Origin of the sequence: Bradyrhizobium manausense (assembly GCF_018129685.1) — a bacterium.
Taxonomy (GTDB): Bacteria; Pseudomonadota; Alphaproteobacteria; order Rhizobiales; family Xanthobacteraceae; genus Bradyrhizobium; species Bradyrhizobium manausense_D.
Window position 1 is genome coordinate 37,066 of the sequence record NZ_JAFCLG010000011.1, and the last position, 21,949, is coordinate 59,014.

15 protein-coding genes are annotated in these 21,949 nt (G+C 59.3%); 7 read left to right on the forward strand and 8 right to left on the reverse strand.

Features of this window, described 5'->3' with window-relative positions:
- Nucleotides 1-591: 591 nt before the first annotated feature.
- Complete coding sequence (locus JQ621_RS23800) at nt 592-3,822, reverse strand: efflux RND transporter permease subunit (protein ID WP_006022564.1); 3,231 nt, start codon at nt 3,820-3,822, stop codon at nt 592-594.
- Nucleotides 3,819-5,093 (reverse strand): TolC family protein, encoded by a 1,275-nt coding sequence (locus tag JQ621_RS23805; protein WP_006022563.1) that lies wholly within the window; start codon nt 5,091-5,093, stop codon nt 3,819-3,821. Before JQ621_RS23805 ends, JQ621_RS23800 begins: the two co-directional genes overlap by 4 nt.
- Before the next feature lie 119 nt (nt 5,094-5,212).
- On the opposite strand from JQ621_RS23805, the gene JQ621_RS23810 reads away from it, so the two are divergent.
- Together JQ621_RS23810 and JQ621_RS23815 are read left to right on the forward strand one after the other, a co-directional pair.
- Entirely contained in the window at nt 5,213-5,866 is a 654-nt protein-coding gene (locus tag JQ621_RS23810; protein WP_024343199.1) for a response regulator transcription factor, read from the forward strand.
- Nucleotides 5,866-7,212 (forward strand): sensor histidine kinase, encoded by a 1,347-nt coding sequence (locus JQ621_RS23815; RefSeq protein ID WP_006022561.1) that lies wholly within the window; start codon nt 5,866-5,868, stop codon nt 7,210-7,212. Before JQ621_RS23810 ends, JQ621_RS23815 begins: the two co-directional genes overlap by 1 nt.
- A gap of 31 nt (nt 7,213-7,243) precedes the next feature.
- On the opposite strand, the gene JQ621_RS23820 is transcribed toward JQ621_RS23815, so the two are convergent.
- The 3 genes from JQ621_RS23820 to JQ621_RS23830 form a co-directional block, all read right to left on the reverse strand.
- Nucleotides 7,244-7,762 (reverse strand): tetratricopeptide repeat protein, encoded by a 519-nt coding sequence (locus JQ621_RS23820; protein WP_223806705.1) that lies wholly within the window; start codon nt 7,760-7,762, stop codon nt 7,244-7,246.
- Between the two features lie 816 nt (nt 7,763-8,578).
- Nucleotides 8,579-10,033 (reverse strand): glycosyltransferase family 39 protein, encoded by a 1,455-nt coding sequence (locus tag JQ621_RS23825; protein WP_312015439.1) that lies wholly within the window; start codon nt 10,031-10,033, stop codon nt 8,579-8,581.
- A gap of 469 nt (nt 10,034-10,502) precedes the next feature.
- Nucleotides 10,503-10,721: a hypothetical protein gene (locus tag JQ621_RS23830; protein ID WP_212237213.1), complete on the reverse strand. Its 219-nt coding sequence runs from the start codon at nt 10,719-10,721 to the stop codon at nt 10,503-10,505.
- A gap of 216 nt (nt 10,722-10,937) precedes the next feature.
- On the opposite strand from JQ621_RS23830, the gene JQ621_RS23835 reads away from it, so the two are divergent.
- The 3 genes from JQ621_RS23835 (at nt 10,938) to JQ621_RS23845 (ending at nt 13,433) form a co-directional block, all read left to right on the forward strand.
- Nucleotides 10,938-11,627, forward strand: coding sequence for a response regulator transcription factor (locus tag JQ621_RS23835; protein ID WP_212237215.1), 690 nt, complete (start codon nt 10,938-10,940; stop codon nt 11,625-11,627).
- A complete protein-coding gene (locus tag JQ621_RS23840; RefSeq protein ID WP_312015440.1) occupies nt 11,611-12,990 on the forward strand; it encodes an ATP-binding protein in 1,380 nt (459 codons plus the stop codon). The genes JQ621_RS23835 and JQ621_RS23840 overlap by 17 nt, the downstream gene beginning before the upstream one ends.
- 107 nt (nt 12,991-13,097) lie before the next feature.
- The gene (locus tag JQ621_RS23845; protein ID WP_212237217.1) at nt 13,098-13,433 is read left to right on the forward strand and encodes a hypothetical protein; all 336 of its coding nucleotides are present in this window, start codon (nt 13,098-13,100) and stop codon (nt 13,431-13,433) included.
- A 359-nt stretch (nt 13,434-13,792) separates the two neighbouring features.
- On the opposite strand, the gene JQ621_RS23850 is transcribed toward JQ621_RS23845, so the two are convergent.
- The 3 genes from JQ621_RS23850 to JQ621_RS23860 form a co-directional block, all read right to left on the reverse strand.
- The gene (locus JQ621_RS23850; protein ID WP_249125520.1) at nt 13,793-15,319 is read right to left on the reverse strand and encodes an efflux transporter outer membrane subunit; all 1,527 of its coding nucleotides are present in this window, start codon (nt 15,317-15,319) and stop codon (nt 13,793-13,795) included.
- Between the two features lie 66 nt (nt 15,320-15,385).
- Nucleotides 15,386-18,643 carry an efflux RND transporter permease subunit gene (locus JQ621_RS23855; protein ID WP_212237221.1) on the reverse strand — a complete coding sequence of 1,086 codons (3,258 nt, stop codon included), beginning with the start codon at nt 18,641-18,643 and terminating at the stop codon, nt 15,386-15,388.
- Between the two features lie 43 nt (nt 18,644-18,686).
- On the reverse strand, nt 18,687-19,907 hold the full coding sequence (locus JQ621_RS23860; RefSeq protein ID WP_249125521.1) for an efflux RND transporter periplasmic adaptor subunit: 1,221 nt from the start codon (nt 19,905-19,907) through the stop codon (nt 18,687-18,689).
- A gap of 310 nt (nt 19,908-20,217) precedes the next feature.
- Between JQ621_RS23860 and JQ621_RS23865 the strand changes: the two genes are divergently transcribed.
- Complete coding sequence (locus JQ621_RS23865; RefSeq protein ID WP_212237230.1) at nt 20,218-20,445, forward strand: hypothetical protein; 228 nt, start codon at nt 20,218-20,220, stop codon at nt 20,443-20,445.
- A 380-nt stretch (nt 20,446-20,825) separates the two neighbouring features.
- Entirely contained in the window at nt 20,826-21,071 is a 246-nt protein-coding gene (locus JQ621_RS23870) for a PilZ domain-containing protein (protein ID WP_212237233.1), read from the forward strand.
- The last annotated feature ends 878 nt before the right edge of the window (nt 21,072-21,949 follow it).

Genomic DNA, 21,949 nt, shown 5'->3' on the forward strand with positions numbered 1-21,949 from the left:
GGTCCTGAATTACATTTCTAAGGCTTTGTAACGCGGCGCTGAGCACATAGGAAAAGGCGCCTTGCCTTCGAGATCGATCTGGAAACTTGGCCGGTCAGGCTGATCAATGATGCTATCTTCCGATGAAACGCCTACCGTTCCATCGCCACATACGCTGTAGTCCAAAGCCGCATTCAACTTCAATCGCCGGAGTGTTGTCCAGGCCTCTCAACGTGACTTCATTTGCCCTGACACTCATCACCAGATGATATCGTCCGTGGTGCGACATGTAGACCTGATGGAGGCATTTTCCGCTGCTACAAAACGTAAGGCGGTCGCCACATCTGAGTTCATGAAGATGAAGAGCGATGAGACGAACGTTCCCAACGTCAATGAAGCGGCTGAAGCCACGCGTTGTTGTCAATTCATCGCCACATACCTTCCTGTATTTTTGAAGGCCTGCCCGCACTTCCGCCGGCAGGTTTTGCACGTAGAAAGGACTGGGTTGATTGTCATGGACAGGAGAACTTGCGAGCGAGAGGGCCGGCGAGACAAAGAAAAGTGACGTCATAGCGGCTAAGATTGCCACGTCACGGAGCCGATTCGATCTTTTCATGCTGAAACCTCCACTTCCAACGGCTGTTTCTCTCGTTCGACGACGGCTGCGGAGCGGCGCTCCATCCATCGGTAGATCGCCGGCAACAGCAGCAGCGTCAGAACGGTGGACGACAGGACGCCGCCGATGACGACAGTGGCGAGCGGTCGTTGCACCTCCGCTCCCGCGCCCTGTGAAATCGCCATCGGTACGAAGCCGATTCCCGCGACCATGGCGGTCGACAATACCGGACGGAGCCGATCCGTGGCGGCTTGCCGGACTGCCTCGATAACAGGCAGCTTCCGCCGCAACGCATTGATATGATCGATCAGAACGAGACCATTCAGCATCGCGATGCCGGAGACCGCGATAAAGCCGATCGCGGCGGTGATCGAGAATGGCATGTCACGTAGCCAGAGTGCCAGCACGCCACCGGTGATCGCAAACGGAATACCGGTATAGACGACGGCGGCATGACGGACGCTCCCCAACGCCGAATAAACGAGCAAGAAGATCATCAGCAGCGCCGCCGGCACGACGATCATCAGACGGGCTCGGGCCGCTTCTAGCTGACGGAACTGGCCTCCGAACTCGATGCGATAGGATTCAGGCAGCGCAAGCTTGCCGTCGAGGCGTGCACGCGCTGCGGTCACATAACCTTCGATGTCGCTGGTGTTGAGATTGACCATCAAGGCGGCGCGGCGCTTACCATTGTCGTGCAGGATCGGTTCGACCGTTCTCATCTCGCGCAGACTTGCAACGCGGTCCAGCGGCACAAGGCCGGACGCGCCGACGCGCAATGGAAGGGAGAGGATCGATTTTGTGTCCGCGCGTAAGGACTCGGGCATACGAACGACGATCGCGTGTCGATGCTCTCCGTCCGCGATGAAGCCGACCTCGTCCCCACCGATCGCTGACGCAATGGCACGGTTGACCTCGGCGGTTCCCAGCCCCAACCGCACCATCGCGTCGTGATTGATCTCGACCACCACACTGTGGGTGCGGCTGGCCGCTTCGAATGCGGCATTGGCGGTGCCGGGCACGCCTTGCAATTCCTCTCGCGCCTGCGCGGCGAGCCGCTCAAGCACGTCGTAGTCGTCTCCGAATATCTTGACCGACAGATCCGCCCGCGTGCCCTCCAACATTTCGTTGAAGCGCATCTCGATAGGCTGCGCGAAAAGGAATGACTGCTCCGGCGCCAGCGCAGTGGCAGCCTTTTCGATCGCCGCAACCAGCTCGCTCTTGTTGCGCGGCATGTCCGGACCTTGCGGCCATTGGTCGAGCGGCTTGTAGAAGATGTAGAGGTCGTTCTCATTCGGCGGCATCGGGTCGGTCGCAACCGCGCTGGTGCCGATGCGGGAGAAGGTTCGGGTCACTTGCGGAAAGCGACGCAAAATTTCACGCTCGGTTTGCTGCTCGATCTCAAGGCTACGGTCGAGCGACATCCCCACGGGCTTGTAGACCATCGCCGTGATGGAGCCCTCATCGAGGCGTGGCGTAAACTGCGAGCCAAGGGTCAGGAATATCCTCAATGCCACGGCCAACAGGACTGCCGATGGAACGAGAAGGGCAGCGGGATGACGGAGGGCGAAGTCCAGGACGGGACGGTAGCCCCGGATCACGAGGCCGGCGAAGCCACCGTTATGCGTGATGTGGTTGTCGGCGGTTATCTCCGGGAGAGAATCTTCCTTTTCACTGACGCTCGGCTGACGCACCTTCTCGCCTCGTAGCAGCCGGGCGCACAGCGCCGGCACTAGCGTAAAGGTAACGATCAGCGCCGCTGCCAGCGCCAGCATCACGGCTTGCGCCATCGGCTGAAACAGCTTCCCCTCGACGCCGCCCAGGCTGAGTACCGGCACATAAACCAGCGCGATGATGGCCATGCCGAAGAACACGGGCCGCGCCACGCCCCCCGCAGCGTTGATGACGATGCGACGGCGTTCATCGGCCGTCAGCTCGCGCCCCTTGAGGCGCTGTGCCTCGCCCATCAGACGCAATGTGTTTTCCACGACGACGATCGCGCCATCTACGACCAGGCCGAAGTCGAGCGCGCCGAGGCTCATCAGATTGCCCGATATACCGAGCGCATGCATGCCCGAGATCATCATGAGAAAGGCCAGCGGGATGACCGACGCGACGATAAATGCCGCGCGCCAGTTGCCGACCACGATCAGCAATACGACGGCGACCAGCAACGCTCCCTCGCCAAGGTTGCGCTCGACCGTCGCGATGGTGCGATCCACCAATTCTGAACGATCGTACTGAACCTGAAGGATCATGCCTTTGGGCAGCGCGGCGCGCAGGTTCGGCAATTGCGCATCGACGCGCCGGGCAACGTCCCGGCTGTTCTGCCCGACCAGCATCATCACTGTGCCGAGCACGGTTTCCTTGCCGTTGGTGGTCGCGGCGCCATCGCGTGGAGCATGGCCGATGGTCACGGTCGCCAGATCCGCTACAGTCAGCGGCCGCACGCCACCTGCGAATTTCACGGGTAATGCGCGGATCATCTCCGCCGTCGTGACACGCGCTTCGGTTCGGACGGTGAAGCGTTGGCCGTTCTTGGTGATGGTCCCGCCGCCGGCATTGGCGACGTTGGCGCCAACAGCCTGGGCAAGCTCGCTCGGCGTGATGCCCGCTGTCGTGAGCTTCTTCAGATCAGGCTCGATGACAAACTGACGTTCGAGGCCGCCGTTGGAATTGACGTCGGCGACCCCCTCGATCGCGCGCAGCATCGGGCGCACGATATATTCCTGAGCCTCGAACAACTCCATCAGTTGTTGCCGCTCGTCCAAATCGGACGGCGGTTGCGCCCATTCGAGTGTGTAGTACCAGATTTCGCCAAGCCCGGTGGTGATCGGAGCGAGGCGCGGCGATGATCCGGCTGGCAGCATGTCGCGCACTGCGGAAAGCCGCTCGTTGACGAATTGGCGTGCGCGAAGCTGGTCCGTGCCGTCCTGATAGATGAGCGTGACCTGTGACAGTCCGGTCTTGGTGAGCGATCGCATTTCCCGCAGGCCCGGCTGACCACCCATGCTGCGCTCGATGGGCAGCGTCACAAGACGCTCGATTTCCTCTGGCGCCAGGGCAGGAACAGTCGTGTTGATCTGCACCTGCACGCCTGTGATGTCGGGAATGACATCGATTTGCAGATTCACGAAAGACCAGATTCCAAGACCAGCGATCAGCAAAGCGATGATCATCACCGTGGCTGGTCGACCGGTTGTCCATTCCAGAATCCGCCGCGTCATCGGGACACGCCGTCGAAGCTGCGGCCGCCATTGAGCGCCCGAAGTTGAAGCATCGCTTCCATAGCCTCACGTCGCGTGTCGAGCAGAGCCGACAGCGCGTCCAGATACTGGCGCTGCATCTCGACGTAAGTTGCGATCGGGATCGCTCCCTGGCGATAACTATCGGCGGCGGCGGTAGCTGCGGCCGCAAATTTCTCGGTGGCCCCGGCTGGCCAGCCCGCAAGGGCTCGACGCTTCGCCTCGTAGTAGGCTGCCTGTTCGTAAACCTGCCTCGCGATCCGTCGGTTGGCGGCGAGCAGGGCCGCATCGCCCTGGGATTGACGGCTCAACTCCTGTGCGAGGCCAGCAGCCTGGCTATTCCAAAGCGGCAACGTCGTCGTCAGCCGTATGCCGAAATTGGTCTCGCGGCTGTCTGACTTCGCGCGATTGAAGTAGGGACCGACTGAGACGTTCGGCACACGCGCTGCTTGTGCGAGGTCAACGCGCAACCCTTGCTGCTGCAATTGCGCGCGCAGCGACTGAATCTCGAAATTGTTGATGCCAGCTTGTTGCGCCATGCGCTCGACCGACGGAAGGCCGGGCAGCGTGATATCGGGCGGAGCAATGCGGAGCCGCGCTTTGAGCGGCGCGCCGCGAAGTTGATTCAGTTCGTAGACGATCGTGCTGGTCTCGGAATCAGCCATCGCGGCATTTCGCTCCGCCGTGATGGCACCCGCATCCAGAATGGCCGTGTCCAGCGTGGTGGCGATGCCCGCCGGATCCCGCTGCTCCACAACGCGTGCAAGCTCGCGCATCCGCGCGGCAACGTCGCGTGCCGCGGCGGCTTTCCGCTCGGCCGCGAACAAGGCATATCCCAAAGAGCGTGCCCGGCTTGCGAGCGTTGCGTCGAATTGCGCAAGACCGAGCCGCGCCAGCGCGATCTGATGCTCGGCGATGGCGCGACGGAGCGCCCCGCGTCCGGCAAAGTCGAGCGGCTGCATAATCGACAAGCCATATGTCGGCCCGGCGCCTTTCGGTGCACCTGTCAGGCCGTCGGCCATCCGGCGTTCGCCTAACTCGAATGCAGCTTCAGGGTCCGGCAGGCGATCAGCCGCGTCGCGCTCAACACCTGCAAGCCCGATCTGCTGGAAATAAAAGCGTCGTTCGGGGTTACTTGCCACGACGGAATTGGCAAGTGCATCAATCGACAGCACGGCGGCCTGCTGAGCGAAGGCTGGGGTCACCAAGATAATTGTTGATATGCGAACGATTATCAGGAGCAATTTTAACATTGGCACGAGTCTCAACACTGACTTCTAGACGCCTGATTGCCACGCTAGTCTGAACACAAGCTGTCAGCGTAAATGCAGGTTGATCCAGTATCGGACTGCAGCAATCAGGAGACATGACCATTCGCATTCTTCTTGTCGAAGACGATCAGGACATTGGCGCCCGCCTGAAGGAAGGGTTGGCCAGCTTTGGCTTTGTCGTTGAGCATGTGGAAGATGGTGAGCACGCCCTTTCCTTCGCGCTGCAAGAAGAATTCGACGCGATCGTTCTCGATCTCGGTTTACCCGGCCTGTCAGGCATCGAGGTCTTACGGAGGTTGCGACGTACCGGGGCCGCCACACCGGTCCTGATCCTGACGGCGCGCAGCAGCTGGACTGAGAAGGTGGAAGGTCTCAATGCAGGGGCTGATGACTATGTGGCGAAGCCGTTTCACGTCGACGAAGTCGCAGCTCGCCTGCGCGCGCTGATGCGGCGCGTCGCGGGCCAAGCCACCTCCGAATTGCGCCACGGAGATATCGTGCTTGACCCCGTTGCCGGCACCGCCAATGTTGCGGGCCAGCCGATCGAATTGACGGCACAGGAATTTCGCCTGCTCCACCTCTTCCTGCATCGCGTCGGCCGCGTCGTGACGCAAGCCGAGTTGCTCGACCATCTCTACGGCCTGAATGAGGAACGCAGCTCGAATACGATCGAGGTCTATGTCGGTCGGCTGCGACGCAAAATCGGCCGCGATACCATCAGGACCCTGCGCGGTCTGGGCTACAGGTTCGGCTGATGGTCAGAAGTCTGCGCGCCCGGCTGCTGGTTGGCGTTATTCTCACGACCGTGACAGGTATCGCTGTCGCTGGCGTTTCGATTTCCGCGCTGTTCCGGGCGCACGTCACGGAGCTTGTCAATGCCGAGCTGATCGGTCATCTCGACGAGCTCGAAGGTCTGTTGGCCCGCACGGCCGACGGACATGTCGCTCTGGCACAAAGGCTCAGTGATCCGCGCTTCGCGCAGCCCGGGACTGGCTATTACTGGCAGGTGAGCGATCGCAACGGCATCGTCCTACAATCAGCCTCCCTCGAACCGCAACGGCGTTTTCCGCCACCCGCGCGGGGGGCGGATCGGCAGCTTACTCGCTCAGTCGAAGCTGGCCCGGCTGGTGAGCCGATGATCGCATATGAGCGACCGTGGCAGACCGCTGAAAACGGTTACGTGCTTCAAATTGGCGCCGACCAGCGGATCGTCGATGATGTACTGAGACATTTTAATCAGGCGCTGGCCCTGTCACTCGGCACACTGGCAATAGCCCTAATTGGGGCCGGCACGTTGCAGGCCTGGTTTGGTCTGCGTCCCATGCGCCGTCTGCGCGACGCGCTGGGCGACATTCGCGCGGGCAAAGCAGAAACCCTGCCTGGTGACTTCCCGTCCGAAGTTCGGCCGCTGGTCGATGATCTCAACGCTCTGATCGACGCCAATACCCAGATGGTTCGCCGCGCCCGCACGCAGGCGGGCAATCTCGCGCATGGCCTGAAGACACCATTGGCCGTGCTGACGGACGAAGCGCGCCGGCTGCTCGCGAGAGGTGATACCGAGGGCGCCGCGGTCCTGACTCAGCAAACAGGGCGGATGCAGCGCCAGATTGATTTCCAGCTTGCCCGAGCCCGTGCCGCAGCCAACGCCGGCCTGCCTGGCGTCATCACGCAGGTCGAACCTGCCTTCGCATCAATAGCCGCGGCGATGCGGCGGCTCTATGCTCATCGTGAGCTGACGATCGTCCATACAGCCGAGACGGAATTGCTTGCCGCCGTCGATCCCAACGACCTTGACGAGATGGTCGCCAACCTGGTCGATAATGCCTGCAAGTGGGCTCGTGGTGTTGTCTCGATCAAGGCTACGCGCGATACCCCGACGGGGCAGCTCCTTATTACGATCGTTGATGACGGGCCAGGCATCCCGGCTGATGCACTAAACCGCGCGTTCGCCCCAGGCGAGCGGCTCGACGAGGCCAAACCGGGAAGCGGGCTCGGACTCGCAATCGTCCGCGATCTCGCCACACTGCACGGCGGCTCTGTCGAACTATCCAATGGCAGAAATGGAGGCCTTCACGCGGAGTTGCGGCTCCCATCAGCCTGACAAGTTCAACGGCGTCTAGGTTGGGCGAGTTTCATCGTGGCCGCGTCGTCCGCGCACCATTCGACCTGAGCGATTCGGCGCGCTCGAAATCAGCATCCGCGCCGCTCTGATCTCCAGCGTTCGCTTTCATCGTTCCGCGTTCGAACAAGAAGGTCGGATTCTTCGGATCAGCCTTGATGACCAGATCATAATCCGCGATGGCACGATCAAAGAGTCCTTTACGCCCGAGTGCCTTCCCGCGATTATAATAGGCACCGAGGTAGTCAGTCCTCAGTTGTACGGCGCGATCGAAATCAGAAATCGCGCGATCAAGCTCTCCCTTGCTCATTAAAGCAACGCCTCGGTTGTTGAGCGCGACATAGTAGTCGGGGGACAAACGAAGTGCTCGATCGTAATCCTCCATGGCACGGTCGATATCTCCACTCGACCGCAGCGCGACACCGCGATTGTTATAAGCCGCCGCCAACTGGGTGATCATCCGCTCGCCTGCCTGGATAACCGCTGTGCATCCCCGGATCGAGCGATCGGGTACGATTTCGGCCGCATGCACGCACGAGTCCCAATCCTCGTCGCTCAAAGCTGATGTGGGCGACGAGTTAATTGCAAAGTACGCAATAAATATCGTTGTGCTCAATAACGTAAGAGCACAACGCTTCCAGCGGGTGGTTCGCGCTAGGATCGATGCAGTTCGTGTTCTCGTATACAGCGGCGTAATGCAAATGAGCAAAGAGTAGCCTCAAGTACGTGCATTATATTATTCCCAGTTTGTTCTCTAACAATCCTGTCTGAATTTTCCCTGACAATCGACGTTTGAGACATCCGATCTGGTCGCTTCCCGAACGAGAGTACACCCGTCGAGTGCTATAGAGATTACCAAGCGAGCGCCGTGCGTGCCATCCGACAGGGACAGATCCAAGACTCCCGGACTAAGCCTCAGTCTGGTAGCATGAAGACATCAGCGGTGTTTGATGTACTAGCAGCGGCAATCGACGGGACGGGATGGATCCGGACTCGGTCACGGGAGGGCAACGAGGAGCCGCTATCCGGAAGAAATCGTCCTGCAAGAATTGAACATCGCGCTCTGCGGCGCTGCCAACTTGAATGACCTCTGAAATATCTGGAGGTCAATACGGCGAATTGCTCTGCAACGGCGCTCCGCAAATATGCAAGATATCAACCTAATATTAAGTTGGCGCGCCACTCAGAATAAAACTACGAACTCGTATATCATTGAAATTGCTATGTAAATAGACTTCTGCTATTGCTCCTTGGGCTATTGAGGTCGATCAAACGACTTATAATGCCGATTGGGGCCTACGCTCGGCCGAATACGACCTGGGCTCAAGCGACAATTTTCAGAACCGTGTTAGAGCATCGCCTCAATGCGGTCGATCGAGCTCAGATCTTCATAGGGCTGCGGCACATTGGGTGGCACGAGTAGAGAAACCACAGCCCGGCTCACACCAGGGACACCCAGCAGGCTGGCATGCACTTCGAATCTACGCTGGATAGCATTTTCCGCCCTGGCCGATGTCGATTGCATCCAGGCCAGGCAGTCAACCTGATCAGCAAAGCAAAGCGCGGCCCATCCGTGGTCGAGAGCTGTTTTCCGGGGGAGGCGCCAGCTGTACTGATAGGCGAACGGACGTGAATAGTGCGGGTGATCCGGGCTATAGAATGCCGCGGCAAAAGCTAAGTTGTCATCCCCACTCACGGCGCTGAGTGGCGTGTTGGTTATCTCGCGCCACTGTCTTGTGAGTTCGATCGCAGCCTGGCTGTAGAAATTTCTGCCCTCTTCGTACCCGTGCTTGTTACGGTAGATGGCATGAATCGGCGCGCCAACAGTGACCGCGAGAGACGCGATCATCGCCACGAGCACAAGTTCATTCACGGTATAAAACCGTTCAATGGCGAAACTGGTGCTGGCGACGACCGGCACCACGAATAGAAATAGGCCTTGAAGGGCCCACAAGGAAGGCAGGTCCGTTCCTACAATTAGGCATGTAAGCACCGGGAAGAGGATGGTGCCCGCCGCAATGAGCAGGAGCAGCATCAGCCCCTCATCCAGTTTTGCGAAGTCATCCCTCGCACGTTGCAATCGGCGCCCGGCGGTAAGAACCCAGGTCAACGCAGCAACACTCATCGCAGCCATCAGACCGAGGATGAAGTTGAGCGCGTCGTGCAGAGATGTTAGACGGTCGGCCAAGGCGTGAGAAATGGCATAATCGAATGTCGGCGCTCCGGTTTCCGCCAGCCAAAGCAAGTGTGGACCCAACGTAAGCAAGCCTGCTGCCGCGGAAACCCACGGGGTAGACGAGGTCAAGTAAGAACGCCCCGAGCGATGCAAGAGTGTCGCAAAGACGAAGGCCGCAAGCAGGAATACCGAGTAATACTTTCCCAGCATGGCAAGCGCTGCAGTTATCCCGGCGGCGGCCGCCCAGAAAGGCGCGCGTGTTTGGACCGAACGCAGAAAACAATATGTTGCCAGCGGCCATAGGGACAGGAGCACCGCATTAGCGTTGAACCGCTGCGCGTGAAACTGATAAGCGGGTGTGAGCATCAGCAAGAGCAGAATGAAGATTCGCTTGTCGCCGGTTACAAATCGTCGCGCGATTAGATCGACGACCCAAAGGCCGGCAGCCGCATTGACCATGGCCATCAGCTGCATCGACCAGTTGGTCAGGGGAAAGACCTCTGTCCAAATCCGGGCCATCCAACCCATGAGCGGCGGGTGCTTTGGGTTTCCCCATTCAAAGGTTCGGCCGAGCGTCCATGTCTCCAGCACGTCGGGATGCAGGTCCGTCCCCAGATAAGCGACCATCAAATAGACAGTCCAGACCGTCACAAAGGCGGCCAGAAGCGTCGGAATTGTCCATCCCGTCTCCGTACTGTCGAGCCATCGAATGAGCGGGCGACGCCAAGGCGCAGGAGCCCGGTCGGACCGAGCGGCCATTTCCGAAAACGACAAGTCAAGCATAGAAGTCAAACATGGAACGTATCCCTGATCCAAACCTTGGCATCCAAACCAAAAGCCTTGGCGCTTGCCCGTTCTCCCGGGAAGAACAGAGTTCCAGGTAGGGCCTGTTCTGGGGCAATCTCAGAAAGGGATCAAGTATCCGGGCCTTCGGTCGGGTCAATCTCTGCGGCAAGCATCTGCTGGCCGAGGTCCGACAACATCGCAAGGAGCGCACTGCACAGAATGAATACCTTCATAGCCTCATAGTCCGCGTGGGTCAGAGGCCCAAACTCGAAATGAGGGGGCATGAATGCCCACCAGACAAGCGGTAAGCTCAACAACGCGACAACTCCTCCGCGGGCCATCCCGCGAATAACCCGGCAAGAAATACGGCGGGCAGAAAGCCTAGAAAATAGAGCTGGGCGCCGAGAGCAACCAGCACAAACTGAGCAAGCCCGGAGATAGCCACCATCACGGCACTCAGCAGAAATCCCTGCAAAGACCAGCGGGCGACGAGCATGTGCTTGTTCTGTGGCGGCGCGGGAAATCTCATGGCCGATCTCGTCGCCGACGGAATGAACGGCGAGCCCCATACCGTAACATGCTCAAGCTCATCCTGGCATGTCCGAAAAGATACGGAGAACTCCTGGTTCTCAAGGCCTTAACCTTACACGAACCTTACAACATGGTGCACCAGACATCGTAAACGACTCGCGGCAAAGGCAGCCTTGGTCTAGAGAAACAACTGATTTTACCTCCTGAGTCCAAGATGAGGCTTCTCGTTGTCGAAGATAGTCCCGAGCTCGCAGAGCTGCTCGTGACGGGGTTATCGAAATTCGGATTTGATGTGGACCCGGTCGGTACCGCGACTGCCGCCCGCGAAGCTCTCGCTCGAATTCGCTACGCCGCCGTTGTCCTGGATCTGGGATTACCGGATGCAGACGGACTGAGCATTCTGCGTGAGCTTCGAGAAGCCAGAGATCCCTTGCCCGCGCTCGTGCTCACAGCGCGGGACAGTATTCAGGATCGAGTTCACGGATTGCAGGTTGGTGCAGATGACTACCTCGTGAAGCCGTTCGCCTTCGAGGAATTGGTGGCGCGTCTCAAGGCGCTGCTAAGGCGTCCCGGGCAGTTGCTTGGAAGCTCCCTCACGCTCGCGAATATCGTCTTCGATACGGAGAGCAAGCAGGTGTTCATCAACAAACGGCCGGAAATGTTTTCTGCGCGCGAGCTCGCCGTCCTGGAGCTGCTGCTCCGCCGCCAAGGCACTATGGTTCCAAAGAAAGCCGTCGAAGACCACATTTTTGGCCTTTCGGCCGACATTTCCTCGAACGCCGTTGAGGTCTACGTATCACGGCTTCGGAAATTGCTCGCAGAGAAGGGAGCACGGGTTCAGATCCACACGATCCGTGGGGTTGGCTATCTTTTGACGGAGAGCCGCAGTGAAGATCTCGCTTAGTTCAACGACGTCTCGCATTGTTTTTCTGCATGTGGTGGCGATTGCCCTCACCGCGATCTTCATGCCGTTGGTGCTGTTCTGGCTGCTAAGTCAAGAAACGAAAAGCCTGCATCAGAGATCGATGGCGGAGCAAGCCTCGGCGATCGCCCGGTATTTGAAAATTTCGCCTACGGGATCGGCGACACTGGCACTACCTGGTTCGTTGCAGGCGCAATTCTCCCGTCAATACGGACGCTACTTTTACGCAATTGTCGACCAGGAGGGCGGACTGGTTGCTTCTTCTATCGGAGCGCCACTTTTCCCCATCGGCGCCCCCAGCGGCGACGGCGAGCTGGACGTCGAGATCGGGGACAGCAGGATCGAAGGAGTGAGCATTCGAGAGAATGTCGCCGGAAAGCTTTTTACGGTTCAGGTCGGAGAAGATCTCGGTCACCGCGACGTCCTGACCGATGATATTGTCGCAAACTTCTTTTTGCGCGTCAGCTGGATCAGCATCCCAATCCTGCTCTTGCTTCTTACGGTCGATATCGTAATCTTCGGGCGGGCCCTTCGCCCTCTGCGACGCGCGTCGAGAGAGGCGCAGGAGATTGGCCCCAGCAGGACCGATATCCGACTTACGACTCGGGGAATTCCCAGCGATATTCAGCCACTAGTAGAGGCCATCAATCAGGCGCTTGACCGTCTGGATAGCGGTTTCCGCGTCCAGCGCGAATTTACAGCGGATGCCGCACATGAACTGCGCACCCCGCTCGCAATCCTGCGTGCGCGCCTCGAAGATGTGATCGATCCGCGCCTACGGCGGCAACTGCAAGCGGATATCGATCTCATGAGTCGGATTGTGGGCCAGCTTCTCGAGATCGCGGAGCTTGACAGCCTTGGCGGCAGACAGAAGGAGCGGCTCGATATCAAGAGTCTCGCCAAGAAGCTCGTCGGCGACATGGCGCCTCTCGCAATCCGAATGAAGCGCCAGCTTTCCTGGAGTGGTGGCGCCGATCCGGCGTGGATCAACGGCCATCCCGAGATGCTTTACAGGGCCCTCAGGAATCTCGTCGAAAACGCCATCCGTCATACGCCGCCAGGCACGACAGTCGAGGTCAGCGTAGATGACGAAGGTACGGTTCGCATCAGCGACCAGGGGCCGGGTATTGCGTCTGAGGAGCGCGAGCTGATCTTTCAGCGATTCTGGCGGCGCGAACGATCGAAGTCCGAAGGCGCTGGGTTAGGCCTTTCCATCGTGCGCAAGATCGTGGATGCGCACGAGGCAGAATTGCTCGTCGAGAATGGGCCCGAGGGCGGCGCGGTATTCAAGATGCGATTTCTTTCGGTCCGTCCCACCGCGCAGCAGACCGCATCGGCTGCCTAGATCGCAGAACCAATCCATTCCTTGTTTCTATAACCGAAATCGGTGCGGGCCTGCTTGCCCCCGTGCCGCGCCAGCGATATCCTGATTATGCATGGTGGGTTAGGCCTGTGACCACGGCGAATGACAAAGTTCCAGACGGCAAGTTTTCGGTAGCCCGGCTACCTAAGTTCGTTTGGTTCGCGGGTCTGGCGGTGCGGACATTGTTTATCGGTATCCTGATCGTTGTAACGGCCCGCGTCGCCAGCCCGCAGGTCGAACATATCTGGTCGCTTTATGAAACGCCGAGCGATGTTGCTCGCGTGGTGCTCGGCGGAGTTGTATGCGTCTGGCTGGCTGTTCACCTCTTCATCGTGCCAAAGGACCGCGGCGGGTATCGCACCTGGGCGAGACTTGGCGTGATCATTCTACCCTTGGCTCTCCTCTGCGCTTACGTGGTCTGGTAGGGTGACATCCGTCCGACGGGCAATCGAGCTCCCTCAATAGGGAACGAGAGCGCCTATGCTTGCGGGATCGCACGAAACCGTCAGCCTATGGCCACGCCGAGGCGGCGGCTCCTGCCAGGATATGAATCGCTCGACGGTCCTTTCAAAAGGCGGCTGACCTTGCGGCGTGATCCGCAATCGCGCGCGGACCAGCGTTTGAAAGATTGGGGCTCCAGGCAATTCCTCGGAGGCGAGCACCTCGATCAGGCAGGATGGCTGACGGGGAGCGGAAGCGCCGTTTGGCCCGCCCGTTCCGGAAGGACGCGCCCATGCGCTAGTTGCGAGGGCGACCGTAAGCGCAATTGCGGCTCCACAATGCCTCATGGTTTTGGACTCCCGACTTCTTGGACCAGAGTCGTCCCGCCTTGTCCCATGGCGCATTCCCGCCACACACGGGTCGTGCAATTGGCCGGCCAGCCGCCGCCGAGGGCCATGAAAAGCGCAACCGTATCTGTAAGACGATTGGCCTCGGCCTGCACCCGAGCGATGGAGGCCGTGAGATAAGTCTGCTGTGCATTGAGAACTGCGAGTTGATTGACCTGCCCTGCGTTGAGCTGCTGCTCCACCACGTCAAGACTGGCTTTCGCGGTCTCCTCGCCATGCACGGCAGCCTGCATTGCCTGCGCATCGGTTTGCAGGGCGCGCAAGGCATCGGCAACATTTTGAAAGGCTGTAATGACGGTCGAGCGATACTGAGCTTCCGCTTGTTCCAAGGCAGCTTCAGCAGCCTTCTGCTTGTTATAGAGGGTGAAGCCGTCAAAGATCGGTGCTGTAACGCCCGCCGCGAGCGTATAAAAGCCGGTTCCTGGTGCAAAACTCTGCGCCAGATTATACGCGCTGGAGCCGCCGTTGGCCGAAAGTTGAATGTTCGGCAAACGGGCGGCAATCGCGACGCCGACTTGCGCGCTCGCGGCGTGCATGTTGGCTTCGGCAGCACGCACATCGGGCCGCTGATCGACGAGCTTGCTGGGCAAGCTGATCGGAAGGTTTGCCGGCAGCCTGAATTGCGCCAATTCAAACGCCTGAGCAATTTCGTTGGCCGACAACTCGCCCGCCAATGCCGTCAGGAGATTGCGCTGCTGGGCCAATTGCCGCTTCAGCGGTGGCAGCAACTGCTCGGCCTGCGCAAGTGCGGCCTCCTGGGCGAGAACGTCAGCGCGGGCCACCTGTCCAAGGCTATTCTGTCGCTGGAGAATACCCAGCAGACGACGTTCAATCGCAATGATGCGCTCCGTAGCGGCGATCTGCCCTCGCAGCGATGCTTCCAGGATGGCCGCCGTGGCGACATTGCTGGTCAGCGTCAGATATGCGGCCTCTAGCTGGAACATTTGCTGCTCGGTGACAGCATCGAGATTTTCGACGGCGCGCGCATTCCCACCCCAGACGTCAGGTACGAACGTGATGGTAAGTTGATGGGTCACGAGCGAATAGCCGGTCTGCGGAGCGGAATCGAGAGGTGCTCCGAACACGCTTCCCGCGTTGGACTGCAAAATTTCAGATGATGTCGAGTTGCCGGAAACCTGCGGAAACCACAACCCGCGCTGCGCCAGAGCGTTGTAGTAGGCAGCCTTGATCGCCGACTCGGCGGCCTGCAAGTTCGGATTGTGATCGACGGATTGCTTGATGAGCGAATTGAGCGGCTTTGATTTGAATGCGGCCCACCACCGGGCTGAGACCTCCGCGCCGGTCACAAAGTGCTGGCCCGGCACTTGGGGGCTGCTCGGCTTCGGTCCGGGCGAGGCAAGCTTGCCAGGCAGATATCCGGCGACCTCGGGAGCTGCCGGAGGGGTGAAGTTCGGGCCTACCGCGCAAGCGGAAAGCGCCAGCGCGAGGGTGCCGCAGACCAAGCCCCGACTTCTGCTCAGCGATCGACCGCTAACGCGCACCTTCACGCTACATGCCCCCAATGACACTCATGAGGCCCCGTGGCCAGGTTCCGGATCAGGCAGAGACAAATCGTCCTCATCTGTCGCGGGCCCGTGCTCCCTCGAGAGGAAGATCTGGCGCAAGGCCGGAGCAACCACCAGCAGCAGCACCGGGCCAATGAACATGCCGCCCACCACCACGGTGGCCAATGGACGCTGAACCTGACTCCCAATACCGTGGGAAATCGCCGCGGGAAACAAGCCGACGCCTGCAGACAAGGCCGTCATCAGCATCGGCCGCATGCGCTGCTCGGCGCCGCGGAACACCGCTTCCGCGACGGTCATGCCCTGTGCCTTCAGTTCGCGGAAATAGGTGATGTTGAGAATACCGTCCATCACGGCTACGCCGAACAACGATATGAATCCAATCGCCGCCGAAACACTGAAATTGAGGTCGGAAAGATAAAGGGCGATAATTCCACCGCCGATGGCAAACGGAATGCCGGCGAGCGCAAGCAAGCTATCCCGCAGCGAGTTGAACAGGCCGTACAGCAACACCAGGATCAAGAGTAGCGTGATCGGGATCACGATAATGAGGCGCTCTTTGGCGTTCTGCAGGTCTTCAAACTCTCCAGCCCACAAGATCTGATAGCCGTTCGGCAGCTTGATCGCTTTTGCGACCCGTTCTTGGGCCTCAGTCACCGTGCTCCCGAGATCGCGTCCTCTGACACTGAACTTGATTGGGATATAGCGCTGGCTGCGCTCTCGGTAGATGAATGAAGCCCCAGTATCGAGCGATATGTCGGCCAATTCGCTCAGCGGGATGTAGGCGTTGGTCCCGGACGGCGTCTGATAGGCGATCTTCACCGATTTGATCGCATCGATGCTGCTGCGATATTTCGGCTCAAGCCTGACCGCCAGGGCAAACTGACGATCCCCCTCCAGGACGGTCGTCGCATTTGTCCCACCGAGGGCCGCCTGAACGACCGCGTTGACATCACCAGTGTTCAGGCCGTATCGCGCGGTCTTTTCTCGGTCGATCTTGATGTTGAGGTTGGGCTGACCCTGGAGATGGAAAATGCCGAGGTCAGCGACACCCCGAACGTTCGTCATCTCAGCCATGACCTGGCTCGCCAACTGCTCCAGGACGTCAAGATTCTGTCCAACAATCTTGACCGAGTTCGCTCCTTTCACCCCGGACAGTGCTTCCTCAACGTTATCCTGAATATATTGGGAGAAGTTGAAGTTGATGCCGGGCAGTTCATCAGCAAATTCCTTCTGAAGCACTTCCGTTAGCTTTTCCTTCGTAACGTTGGCAGGCCACTCCTCGAACGGTTTCAGAGGCGCGAACAGCTCGACGTTGGAGAATGGCGAGGCATCGCTGCCATTGTCTGGTCGTCCATGCTGCGACACCACCGTGATGACCTCCGGGTGGCGCATCAGGATTTCCCGCATCTTCCGCGTTGCTGAGGTGCCTGCCTCAAGAGAGATTGTCGGCGGCAGCGAGGCGCGGATCCAGAAATTGCCCTCTTCCAGCGCAGGCAGGAATTCGCTTCCCAGCCGTGAGGCCGCGAGCAGGCTCACGCCAAGGAAAACGACGCCCACCAAGATTGCCGTCCTAAGGCTGCCGAGCGCCCACCTGAGCACAGGGGTGTAGGTCCGGCGCAGGGCGCGCACGATGCGCGTCTCGACCTCCTCGACATGTCTTGGCAACAGAAGCGCTGCAAGAACAGGGGTCACTGTGAAGGTCGACAACAGGGCGCCGGCGAGCGCATAGCCATAGGTCCGCGCCATCGGGCCGAAGATCTGGCCTTCCACACCCTGCATGGTGAACAGCGGCACGAAGGCGGTTACGGTGATCGCGGCCGTAAAGAACACCGCCTTGTCGACCTGTAGGGCGCTCGCGAAAATGATTCGCAAACGCTCCGGCCAAGGCCGCGTGGATCCCGGTCTTGCGGATGTCGGATCCGATCCCCAATAGCCTTCTGACAGCTGCTGAAGCAGAGTTCGGCGATGCTCAGAGGAAGATTGGAAATTGCGGTAGATGTTTTCCATCATGATCACGGCCGAGTCGACAATGATGCCGAAGTCGACGGCGCCGAGTGAGAGCAGATTGGCGTCCTCACCCTGAATGACGAGGATGATAATGGCAAAGAACAGCGCCAGCGGAATGTTGGCGCTCACGATGATGGCGCTGCGCAAGTCGCCGAGGAAGATCCATTGGATCAGGAAGACGAGCAAGCAGCCGAAGATCAAGTTGTGCAAGACGGTATGGGTGGTGACGCCAACGAGTGAGCTGCGGTCATAGTAGGGAACGATCTTCACCCCGGGTGGCAGGCTGCCGTCTCGATTGAGCTTCTCCACCTCGGCTTCGACGCGGGGAATGACATCGTTGGTATGCTCCGTCCGCCGCATCACCACAATGGCGGCGATGACGTCATCCTGGTGATCGCGCCCCGCGATCCCAAGCCGCGGCACATAGCCAACCTCGACTCTGGCGACGTTCTTGACTTGAATGGGAAGACCGCCCGACTGGGTGAGGACAACGTTTTCGATGTCCCGCACGCGATATCCCCTGGTGACGTCATCCGCCCCGCCGGAATCCACGAGACCGATGCCGCGGATATTGACCGATTGCTGACCGATGGATATCTCGCGTCCGCCGACATTGATGTTCGCGTTACCGAGCGCGCTGATCAGCTGTGGTACCGTGATGTTGTAGGCTTCAAGCTTATCGAGATCGGCTTCGACGCTGAACTGCTTGGTGGTGCCGCCCCAGCTATTGATTTGCGCGACGCCTGGCACCGTAAGGAGACGCCGCGTCACGACATAGTCCTGCAGCGTTCGTAGGTTTGTCAGTCCAAAGTGAGCCGGGCCGACCAGCTGATAGCGATAGATTTCGCCTACCAGGCTCGACGCCTGGATCGTGGGAACCAGATTACCGGGCAGGTTAACGTTCTGCTGTAGGCTGTTTGCGGCCTGGGTCAGAGCGAAGAAGTAGTCGATGCCATATTTGAAGGTGACACGAACAAACGACAGACCATAGAAGGACGTGGAGCGAATATTGGCGACACCAGGCGTGGGGTAAAGGCCGACCTCCATAGGAATCGTGTAGTATTTCTCCATCTCCTCGGCGGAGAGGCCAGGGGCCTGGGCGGTGATCTCCAGGATCACCGGCGCCGGGTTGGGATAAGCTTCGATGTTGAGTTTCGTAAACGCGACGAGACCAGCGGCGCAGAACACCACCACGCCGAGCACAATGATCGCGCTCCGCGTCAGTCCGAACGCCAAAACAGATTTAATCACGCCACCCCGCCTTGTTGGTCCCGATTACGCAAATCGCGCCAGACTATCCGGCGTCTCCCAGCAGGAGCTTGTTGCTAAGGTAAATGGCCCCCTCCGTAACGACCGTTTCGCCAACCTGAAGACCTTCCATTATCTGGGTCCATCCATCCTGCTGCAGTCCGATCTTGACCGTCCGCTTGACGAATCGGCGCCCCTCGTTCGTAACCCAGACGGTCATGGTGCCGTCGCCCTCGCGAACGACGCAAGTTGCCGGCACCGCGACTGAGCGCGTTGGATCTCCGACACGAATGACGAAGCTCGCAAACATGCCGGATCGCAGCAGGTACTCCGGATCTGCTATCTCCGAGCGCACAAGTTGACGATGCGTACTCGGATCGATGGTCGAACCCAGCGCAGTCACCTTACCCTTGAAGACCCGGGTCGGATAGGCCGGCACCCGAACTTCGACCTCCTGGCCGAGCTTGTAAGAAGGCGCGTCCGTTTCGATCACGTTGGCAACCATCCACATCGTCGAGATGTCGGCAATTTGATAGGGTGGCGGCGCGCCGCCCGGCTGCGTCAGCAAGCCGGGAGCCGCGCTACGCGCCACAATCCGTCCTGAGATCGGGCTTGGCACCAGCAAAGTAGAATCGACCATTCGGGTATTTAGGATTCGATCGATCTCTTCATCGGTCTTGCCAAAGATAAGAACCACGTTCCTTGCAGCCTTGTAGTTACCCTCAGCGGTTTGCTCGTCCGACGTCGCCTGATCGACGTCCTTTTGCGCACTGCCTCCGGACTTCAAGAGATTGGAGGCGCGCGCAAGATTGCGTTTCTGCAGCTCAAGCACGCCGGCACTTGCCAACAAAGTCGACTCAGCTTGCAAGAGGTCTGGGCTGTCGATCGTAAAGAGGATGTCGCCCTGCTTGACGTCGTCGCCGATATTGAACGACGCCTTAATGATCTTGCCGGAGTATTGCGAAAACACCTGGACCAGCATGTTCTCGTTAAAGCCGATCGTGCCGACCGAGGTCTTGAGTAGCACGAACTCGCGCGAAGCGACCGTGCCCAGTTGCAGCGCGGCAGCCTGCTTGTCGGAGAGCTCAACGACGACATCTTCGCCGGTGGATGTCGGCGCCGCGCGTCCCACGGTTCGTTTCGGTGCCGGGACTTCCGGCGAGCCGGGCGCGAGGATAAATTTTGTCCAGACGAGAACGGTCAGGACAGTCCCCGCCAAGGTCGTCAGGACAATCTTGGTCGCGACCGATCGTTTCAGCATATTCATCGCAAGCTTCGTGCCAGGGTCGTCACTTAGGTGTCCTGAGGCTGGTGCGAGGTCGATCAGCAATTCGCAGTGTTGCATCAGCCAATGCAAGGCAGCCCCTGAATAGTTGTTTGTCCGGTAGCGGGCAAGCGGGGAGTCTCCCCGCGCGCCTCGATTTCAAGCGCGGAATGACGACTAGCTTACACGAACCTTACAAAGATGAAGTCGCACTCGAGGCGGGGCAAAAATGTTGCCGATCAGTCGGCATCGAGATCACAAATCCTTTGTACTTGCGCGCAATCTGCGCTTAGCCTCGCGGGGCTTCCGGCCCATGAGCACGACGATGAACAGACGCTTTGCCTTTTGGGTTGCTTTTCTGTCAGCGTTTCTCGCCAGCGCCCTCGCGCTGCTTGTCGCATTCAGCCTGGGACTGGCCTATCAGGTGGGAGGCCTTTTCTTGGCCTCCGAGCTGTCCAGGCAATCCAGATGGGCTGCCGTCGCCGCACTCGCTGCGCTGGTGTCGGCGATTGCACAGATCATCGAAAAAGCATCTAGGTAGGCGAACTCAGTTGTGATGGCCGATAAAGGATGATGCAGGCGACGCCGGCACCAGCCCGACGAAAACTTAAGCCGCGGGAGTAGAAATGCAGACACGCTGCCCAAACTGCAGCTCGATCGTGAGGACGCCGGATGGCGTGGCTTGGACGATCATAAACGGCGCCTGCCCCAAACTGGCCGGAACGCGCTGGGTGGACAAGCCAGAATTTTGCCCGACCTTGTCGCAAGTCGCACAGCCGGAGGTTATTCTCCCAGGCATTGCCAATCGGCAAGCGGTGATGGCCGAAATTGAGCGCGCCAAGAAGCCATATCCTGCGCGTCAGAGAGCATAATCCATAGTCCGCCTCGGCGGCGCTTAGCACAGGGGGACTGTTGCGCTACATGGACGAGCATCGATCTTCATCGAGACGTCGGGTGTTCAAATCGGGGATCATTGAGTTCTCCGGCGACGCCCTGCCATGCACGGTGAGGAATATCTCTCAAACCGGAGCAGCCATAGAGATTAATTCCCCGTTATGGTTTCCCGATAGGTTTACGCTGATCGTCGGGAGCGAAGGCCTTCGTCGGACCTGTCGCGTCGCATGGCGTGTTGAGCGACGACTCGGGGTTGTGTTCGAGTTGGAATAGTCTCCGCGCTGCGCGCCTTTCCGTCGCGAACGGACGTGTCGCTTCAAAAGTTGGTTGGCGATGCACGTATCAATGGCTAAGTGCTCTTGGTAGCGGTTTCATCTGCAAGGCGGGCTCGGTAATCAATGTGAGGAACTGGCGCTCGCATCTTCGTCAAGGTTGGCGCCAGCCGACCGGAGTAGAGCCTGTGGCACGGGCGAGTGGTTGGTTCGAGACACCGTCGTTTGGGCTTGCCGGTTCGGGGCTGGGTGCTTGCTGCAGTGATCATCGGGATCGCTATTGCGGTGATGAAGCGATGAAGGGTATCGACCATTTAAGAGATCACATTGCTGGTTGAGGTGTGAGAATGAGAGCTGCTACTGCTTTTCTTCTGCTATGCGGAGCCATTGGGGCGTGGACAGGATCATCCACGGCGCAATCCCATGTTGGCGGTCCGGCTAGGCAGACCTCGTTGGGCGGCCCCGTCCCGCCAGCAAATCCAGTCGTTGCTCTACCGAAAGGTAGTCGGGCTCCGCCGCAAGCCAAACGGCTTCCCACGGTCAAGCGCTGATACGCTGACGTCGAGTTCAGATGCCGCTACACGTCAGGTAAAACGCGAGATAAGCTCGGTGGCCCCGAGCGGAATGGCCTGGTTTCCTGATTTGCAAATTGGCGATTTTTGCTTGACAGCCGCGTGGTGTGGGAGCATTCGGACCACATGACCTCGGACTTCCGAGCTCATTTCAAACCAACCGAAACGAGAGATGGACAGCTACCCTAGTCGCTGTCCGGTGGGGCCGAGGCGGCTCCGTCGGACACTAAGCAAGTCAACTGGGACTGCTCCCGGCGTTGCCCGCCGGGCGAGCACGCGCCGGGCCTAGCGTCCTGTCTGCTCGCCT